General features: G+C 71.6%; 5 protein-coding genes. 1 reads left to right on the top strand and 4 read right to left on the bottom strand.

Annotated features, from left to right (window positions below; genetic code table 11):
- Positions 1-1282, bottom strand: a 1282-nt coding sequence (locus tag H5J29_RS19195) for a FadR/GntR family transcriptional regulator (protein ID WP_181782407.1), incomplete at its 3' end; no start/stop codon positions are given.
- A 365-nt stretch (positions 1283-1647) separates the two neighbouring features.
- Between H5J29_RS19195 and H5J29_RS19190 the strand changes: the two genes are divergently transcribed.
- Positions 1648-3216, top strand: a complete 1569-nt coding sequence (locus H5J29_RS19190; RefSeq protein WP_181782405.1) for an ABC transporter substrate-binding protein — start codon at positions 1648-1650, stop codon at positions 3214-3216.
- Positions 3217-3260: 44 nt separating this feature from the next.
- Here the strand turns inward: H5J29_RS19190 and H5J29_RS19185 are convergent, their stop codons facing one another.
- The 3 genes from H5J29_RS19185 to H5J29_RS19175 are packed head-to-tail and all read right to left on the bottom strand — an operon-like array spanning position 3261 to position 5438.
- Positions 3261-3911 carry a TetR/AcrR family transcriptional regulator gene (locus H5J29_RS19185; RefSeq protein ID WP_181782403.1) on the bottom strand — a complete coding sequence of 217 codons (651 nt, stop codon included), beginning with the start codon at positions 3909-3911 and terminating at the stop codon, positions 3261-3263.
- Between the two features lie 34 nt (positions 3912-3945).
- Positions 3946-4164 carry a ferredoxin gene (locus H5J29_RS19180; RefSeq protein WP_181782401.1) on the bottom strand — a complete coding sequence of 73 codons (219 nt, stop codon included), beginning with the start codon at positions 4162-4164 and terminating at the stop codon, positions 3946-3948.
- Entirely contained in the window at positions 4161-5438 is a 1278-nt protein-coding gene (locus tag H5J29_RS19175; RefSeq protein WP_181782399.1) for a cytochrome P450, read from the bottom strand. The genes H5J29_RS19180 and H5J29_RS19175 overlap by 4 nt, the downstream gene beginning before the upstream one ends.
- Positions 5439-5517: the final 79 nt, after the last annotated feature.

Genomic DNA, 5517 nt, shown 5'->3' with positions numbered 1-5517 from the left:
GCAGGTCGCTGATGACCCCCACGAACAGGAGGAGGACGGGGTTGTCGGTGAGGTGCACGAGCGCGCGGTCCAGCGCCGCCGTCCCCTCGGCCTCGGCGGCGGTCAGCGTCCGGCGCGTCTCGTCGCCCGGGAGCCTGTCCGCGACCTCCGCCGCCGCCCCCAGGACGATCGCCTCGCGGACGATCTCGAGGTCCTCGACCGCCGCGCCGCGGTAGGCCAGGTAGACCGAGGAGATGTCGATGCCGGCGCGCTGGTCCGGCTGGGCCACGACGAGCCCGCCCCCCGGGCCGCGGCGGGTCCGGACGACGGAGTGCAGCTCGAGGAGCCGGATGGCGGCCCGGAGCACCGCGCGACCGACCGCGAAGCGCTCCATCAGCTCGTTCTCCGAGCCGAGGACGACGCCCAACGGCCACCCGCGCCGGGTGATCTCGTCGAAGAGGTGCCCCGCGACCGTCTCGGTGAGCGAGGCGCCCGGCCCGGCGGGTGAGTCGCCGAAGCCCGGCCCGCGCAGCGGGGTGCGGTGGTCCGGCTGAGAGCTCAGCACCCCCAACGCGTCGTCGAGATGCTGGTCGAACCGGACCCGGGCCAGGGCCCCGTCCCCGGCGACGACGGCCTCCCCGATGAGCCGGTGCCAGCGCTGGGTGTCGATGCGCAGCGTCCGGAGCACCTCGGGGTCGGGTGCCCGCCAGGGTGCCCGCACGTAGCGGTGGGTGAGCGAGCCGAGGGCGTCGATGAGGAGCTGCAGCACCGGGTTGCCGGACTGCGCGCTGACCAGGTCGTGCAGCTCGTCGGGGCCGAAACCGCGTGGGGACACGGGTTCGCGGGCCGCCTCCTCCGCCAGGATCTCCCGGACGGCGGCGATGCCGGCCTCGTCGATCCGCCGGGCCGCGAGCTCCGCCGCGACCGGCTCGAGGAGCCTGCGGGCCTGGAACAGGTGCGCCATGCTCGTGCCCCGGTACTCCAGGTAGATGATCAGCGCGCTGATGGCGGGGCGCCCGTCGGGCGCCTCGACGACGAGACCACCGTTCGGCCCGCGGCGCATGCGGGCGACCTGACGGTGCTCCAGGATCCGGACCGCCTCGCGCAGCACCGTCGGGCTCACGTCGAAGCGGGCGCGGAGCTCCGGTTCGGATCCCAGCGAGGCCCCGACCGGCCAGCCGCGGGAGATGACCTCGGCCTCCACGGCGCGGGCGATGCGGGCCGCCAGCTTCCCGCCGAGGGTCGGGTCGTCCTCCGCGAGGGGCTCCGCGACCTCCTCGGATCGAGCGCCCGCGGTCGTCATCGTGTCCGTGCTCCTCGTCCTGGCCTGCGGGAATCCTAGCGGGCGGGCAGGGAGCCGGGCATCGGGACGGGTCCTCGTGGCCGCCGCGGAAACATCGTCGGTGAGCCGTTCCCGCCATGCCACGAACAAAGATCAGTACGCGAATTACGAGACTCGGCTCCGGAGACCCTGTGACGTGTCATGCCCTCAGGTGCGGTCAGAATCCCAGTTCAGAGGTGTTGTGTGGCCGAGTGGGCTCCGTTAGAGTCCAGCCACGCTCACGGCTCCATCTGTAGATGAGTGGCCGTAACTCAGCGGATGTCGAGCCCTGAGGTCCACCCCCGCCGGTCGTCCCGGCATCGTGTTGTCGACGAGGAGACACGCCCATGCGCAGGCAGAGAGTCCGTTGGCTGGTCGGGGTGGTGGCTGCGGCCGCCGTCCTGCTGACGGCCTGTGGGGGAGGGGCGACCGGGGGGTCGTCCTCCGGTCCCGCCCAGGCGGATCCGAACGGCACCCTGCGGTTCGCCTGGACGCTGCCGGCTGTGCCGCTCGACCCGCACACGGCGACGTCGGCGATCGGGCAGGCGCCCTACGTCTTCCCGGTCTACGACCGCCTCACCCAGCTCGTGAGCGGCCCCGAGCTCACGCCGATGGTGGCCACGCAGTGGTCGTTCAGCCCCGACAGCAGGGTCGTCACCTTCACGCTGCGAGACGACGTGACCTTCCGCGACGGCACGAAGCTCGACTCCGCCGCCGTCAAGGCGAGCCTGGACCGCGCGCTCACGCTGCCCGGGTCCACGGCGAAGGGCCAGCTGTCGATGATCGCGGGCGTCGAGGCGCCGAACCCGACCACCGTCGTCGTCACGGCCAACCGTCCGGCGTCCGACCTGCCGTACGTCCTGTCGTCCTCGGTCGGCTCGATCATCAACCCGAAGTCGCTCGGCCGGCCGGACCTGGACACGGTGCCGGACGGCTCCGGTCCCTACACGGTCGCCGACTTCAAGGCCGGTGACCGCGTCGTCTACGAGCGGGCGCCCGGCTACTGGGACCCGAAGGCCCAGCAGGCCGCCAAGATCGAGCTGATCGGCATCACGAACGACAACGCCCGGCTCTCGGCGCTGCGCTCGGGCCAGGTCGACGGGATCCTGTCGAAGGTCGGCCAGCACGAGCAGGCCTCGAAGCTCGGCGACGGCTTCTCCCTGCACTCGTACCCGGCGGCGGCGACCTACGCGATGTACCTGAACACCGCGCGGCCCAACGTCGACCAGGTCAAGGTCCGGCAGGCGCTGAACTACGCCATCGACCGGGAGGCTCTGAACTCGTCCATCCTGGACGGTCAGTGCGCGCCGCAGAGCCAGCCGCTGACGGACGTGTTCGACGGGTACCTGGCCACGCCGAACCTGACCTACACCCACGACGTGGCGAAGGCGAGGCAGCTGCTCACCGAGGCGGGCCTGCCGAACGGCCTCGACCTCCGCATGCTCGTCGGGGCGAGTCTCTCGCCGCAGGACCAGCTGGCCCCCGCGATCCAGGCACAGCTCGCCGAGGCCGGGATCCGGCTCACGATCGACGCCCAGGACCCCTACCAGATCAACGGTCTGTGGAACGCGGACAGCGCGTACGACGGCTACCTCAACACCCGGACCGCGGGGCCGACCGCGGCCATCACGCTGCGGGACAACTACCTCGTGGCCAGCCGGTTCCCCGGCCCGGCACCCGCGGGCTTCGGCGACGCGGTGTCCAAGGCCTTCGACGCGAACCTGTCGGACCAGGACCGCACGGCCACCCTGAACCAGGCGTCCACCATCGCGGTCGACCAGGCCATGGACCTGTTCATGTGCGCCCTGCCGACCCAGGTGGCCTACAACGACCGGGTCATCGGGGCGGACACGATGGGCCAGGCGGACTTCCAGGGCATCTTCGACCTGCGCTACGTGGGGATCGCGGCGAAGTAGGACAGACGACCGCCGAGCCCGCCCCGTCGCCGTGAGGGGCGGGCTCACCCCTCCGAGGCCGGGCGCAGGGCCCGCAGCACGAAGGAGCGGGCGTGGACCACCACGTCCTCGACCGGTCCCGTGGTCACGCCCAGGGCGAGGTTCTGGAAGGTGATGAAGAGGGCGTCGGAGAGGAAGCGCGCATCGGCACCCGGATCATCGCTCGCCAGCATCCCGGCCTCCCGACCAGCGATGATGGTGGAGGCGACCAGGTCGTGGAACGGCGCGGCGACCTTCGCGACGACGGCCGGGTGCTTCTCGGCGAGGCGGGCGTGCTCGATGGCGGTCACCTGCGCCCGCGGGCGCCGCTGTGCCGCACGGATCACCTGCTCCACGATCAGACCCAGCCGCCGCACCGGATCGGGCTCGTCGGCGGCCTGCTCGGCGATCCCGGTGATCGAGTCCTGGACGACGTCCTCGTAGGTCGCGAGCAACAGCTCGTCCTTGCCGCGGAAGTAGCTGTAGAACGTCTGACCGGCGATCCCGACCCGTTCGGTGAGCTGGGTGATCGTGAAGGGCTGTCCCGCCTCGTAGCGGAGCTCGCGGGCACCGTCGATGAGGCGCTGGGCGACCTCGATCGTGCGGGAGTCGCTGCGCCGCACAGACTCGGAGTTCGTCAGTGCTCGCTGTCGCCAGCTGGCCGACGTGGAGGACATCGACGGAGCGTAGTCCGCAGGCGCCTGCGCCGGCTCAGGCACTGCCCGAGTGCGGCACGATCCGGATGGACCGCGTCGGACAGGCCTCGACGGCGTTGGCGATCTCGTCCGAGCCGGTGTCGACGTCCCCGACGAGCCGGACCCGCCCTTCGTCGTCGAGGTCGAACGTGTCCGCCGCGTAGAACGTGCAGAGGCCGGACCCGAGACAGGTCGCGGGCGTGATCTCGACGTGGGACAGCTCTTCGGCCCTCACGAGAACACCACCGGGACCTCCGCCGGGCCGCGCATGGTCAGACCGAGCAGCGCCGGGCGAGGGGCCTGCGGGTCCCACCGCAGCCTGGGGAAGCGGTCGAGCACGGCGTTCAGCGCGATGGCCATCTCCGCACGGGCCACGTGCATCCCGAGACAGACGTGCGGGCCCGTCGCGAAGGCGAGGTGTGGCCGGATCGGGCGGGTGATGTCGAAGCGTTCCGGGTCGGCCCACCGCGCCGGGTCGAGGTTCGCCGCGGCGAGGCAGATCTCGATGACCGCGCCCGCGGGGATGGGAACACCGCCGAGCACGGTGTCCCGTGTGACGAGGCGGTGAAAGGTGGGGTCCGTGACCTCCCAGCGCAGCGCCTCCTCGATCGCCGGGCGCACCAGCGAACGGTCCCGTTGCACGGCGTCGAGCTGGTCGGGATGGCCGAGCAGGGCCCAGAGCACGATCGCGAGCTGGCGCCACGTCGTCCCCGAGCCCGCCGTGAGCACCAGCCTGGCGAAGCCGAGGATCTCGTCGTCGCCGAGCAGGTGGCGATCGCCGTTCTCGTCGACGATCGTCTCCCGCGTCAGGACCGTGATCAGGTCGTCCTGGGGGGAGCGCCTGCGCTCGACGACGACCGGTCGCAGCATGTCGGCGATGGCGGCGGAGGCGGCCAGGCGCTCCGACTTGGGCCTCCCCGCCCCGAGCATGGTCTCCACGTACGTCCGCAGCTGCAGGGCCTGGTGCCACTCGATCCCGAAGCTGCTGGTGATGGTGAGGAGGGGCAGCAGCGCGCACAGGTCGAGGTTGAGATCGGCGCGCCCCTGCCCTTCGATGCGGCGCAGCAGGACCTCGACGATGTGCTCGATCCAGTTGTCCGCCCACCAGGGCACCATGCTGCGGGCGAACGAGTGCTGAACCAGACCTCGATAACGCGTGTGCTCGCTGCCGCCCATCTGGAGGATGTTCTTGCCGAACATCTCGGACACCGAGTCGTACACCGCCGACGAGTAGACATCGGGGTCGCGCAGGACGGTGTTGACGGTGGCGAAGTCGAAGGCGGAGTAGATCGGTGCGGAGTGTTCGGCGAGCACCCCGGTCCGGTAGGAGTGGCCGAGCACCTCGCCGACCGGTGCGGCGTGGACGGGGCCGCTCTCCCGCGCGGCACGCAGGTCCGCGTGGAGGTCGCCCGCGTAGTCGCTGCCGCCGGCGGCCTGGTGCAGCTCGCCGCGGATGTCGAAGAGGGCCCGCACCAGTTCCTGGTCGAGCTCGGCACTGTCCTGGAGCATGACGTGTTCCTTCAGGTCGGGGGTCGGCGGGTGGACTGCGGTCCCGGGCGGCCACGGGCCAGGGGCACGATCTCCTCGG

This window comes from Pseudonocardia pini (assembly GCF_013870575.1).
GTDB classification, from domain to species: domain Bacteria; phylum Actinomycetota; class Actinomycetes; order Mycobacteriales; family Pseudonocardiaceae; genus Pseudonocardia; species Pseudonocardia pini.
Note: the sequence above shows the minus strand (reverse complement) of the source record. Positions and strands in the feature narration are given on the sequence as shown.